This window comes from Streptomyces griseoloalbus (assembly GCA_014650015.1).
Lineage (GTDB): Bacteria > Actinomycetota > Actinomycetes > Streptomycetales > Streptomycetaceae > Streptomyces > Streptomyces griseoloalbus.
Genome location: BMUD01000067.1, coordinates 1 through 1,734 on the forward strand (window position 1 = coordinate 1; position 1,734 = coordinate 1,734).

Below are 1,734 nucleotides of genomic sequence, written 5' to 3' on the forward strand. Positions count from 1 at the left end.
CGGCAGCATCCACACCGGCCCCGGACGCCACCCGCGCCAGGCGAGGCACCAGCACCTCACCACCACGCACCGCCACCTCGGCCTCGGCCTCGCCCACCGCCGACACCACCGCGCCGAGCAGTTCGCCGGACAGCACCGCTCCCGGTTCGACGTCGAGCAGACCGAACCGGCCCGGGTGCTCCGACGCGGCCGACCTCACCAGACCCCACACACCGGATCCGGTCAGATCGTCACCCGTGACCGCGCCGCGCGTCACGAACACCAGCCGCGACTGCGCGCACCGCTCGTCGGCCAGCCACGACCGTACCGACTCCAGGGCCCACGCGGTGACTTCGTGCACGGCGTCCACCACGGCGGTCTCCCGCGCGGCGGCCCGCGGTACGACGGCGAACACCGTCGCCGGCACCTCACCGGCCGCGACGAGGGCGCCGATGTCGGTGTGACGGGGCCCGGGCAGTGGCGCCAGGAGGTCGCCGGTGGTGGTGTCGAGGACGGCCGTGGGGGCGGTGTCGGTGCCGCTCGCCGGTGCGGCGGCGGGGGTCCACGTGACGTGGAAGAGGGCGTCCCGGGTCGTCGTGTCGACGGCGGTGGCGGAGGCGACGGCGCGGAGCACCAGGTTCTCGATGGTGGCGATCGGCGCCCCGGTGGGGTCGGCGACGGCGACGGACGCGGACTCGTCACCGGTCCGGGTCAGGCGGACCCGGACGGCCCGGGCGCCGGTCGCGTGCAGGGTGACGCCTTCCCAGGAGAACGGGACGACTCCACGCGCGAGTCCGCCGAGGGCGGAGATCTGCACGGACGCGTCGAGCAGCGCCGGGTGCAGGCCGAAGCCGGCCGCGTCGCGCTCGGCGGAGTCGGGGAGGGCGACCTCGGCGAACACGTCGTCGCCCCGGCGCCAGGCGGCGCGCAGGCCCTGGAAGAGGGGGCCGTACTCGTATCCGCCCTCGGCCATGCGCTCGTAGAGACCCGTCAGGTCGACGGGCTCGGCGTCGGCCGGCGGCCAGACGGCGGTGTCGAAGGCGGCGGTGTCGAAAGCGGGAGCCGTCCCCGGGGCGAGGACGCCGGTGGCGTGCTCGGTCCAGGGCCGGTCGTCCGCGCCCTCCGGCCGGGAGCGGGCGGTGAGGACCCTGCGGCCCGCGGCGTCGGCCGGGCCGATCTGGAGGTGCAGTTGGACGCCGCCCTGCTCGGGAAGGACGAGGGGGGCCGCCAGGGTGAGTTCCTCGACGCGGTCGCAGCCGACCTCGTCACCGGCCCGCACCGCGAGTTCGACGAAGGCGGTGCCGGGCAGCAGGACGTTGCCCATGACGACGTGTTCGCCCAGCCACGGGTGGCTGCGCAGGGAGAGGCGGGTGGTGAGGAGGAGGCCGTCGGAGTCGGAGAACTCGACGGCCGCGCTGAGCAGAGGGTGGCCGGCGGAGCGCAGGCCGGCGGACTCGACGTCCCCGGAGGACGCGTCGGGCGTCGGCCAGTAGCGCTGGTGCTGGAAGGGATAGGTGGGGAGGTCGGTGAGCCGGGCGCCGGTCCCGGCGAGGTAGGCGGTCCAGTCGACCGTCAGGCCGTGTGCCGCCAGCCGGGCGAGGGCGGTGAGGGCCGTGGTCTCCTCGTCGCGGTCCTTGCGCAGCAACGGAACGAGGAGCGCGTCGTCGCCGGCGCTCTCGCGGGCCATGCCGCTCAGCACACCGTCGGGGCCCAGCTCGACGAATCGCGTGACACCCTGACCGGCCAGCGCACGGA

The 1,734-nt window shown here is 75.5% G+C and carries 1 protein-coding gene; it reads right to left on the bottom strand.

Annotated elements, in window-relative coordinates; genetic code table 11:
• Positions 1 to 1,734 (bottom strand): SpnB-like Rossmann fold domain-containing protein (locus tag IE178_RS34940; RefSeq protein WP_193515052.1); only part of this gene is annotated, 1,734 nt, incomplete at both ends.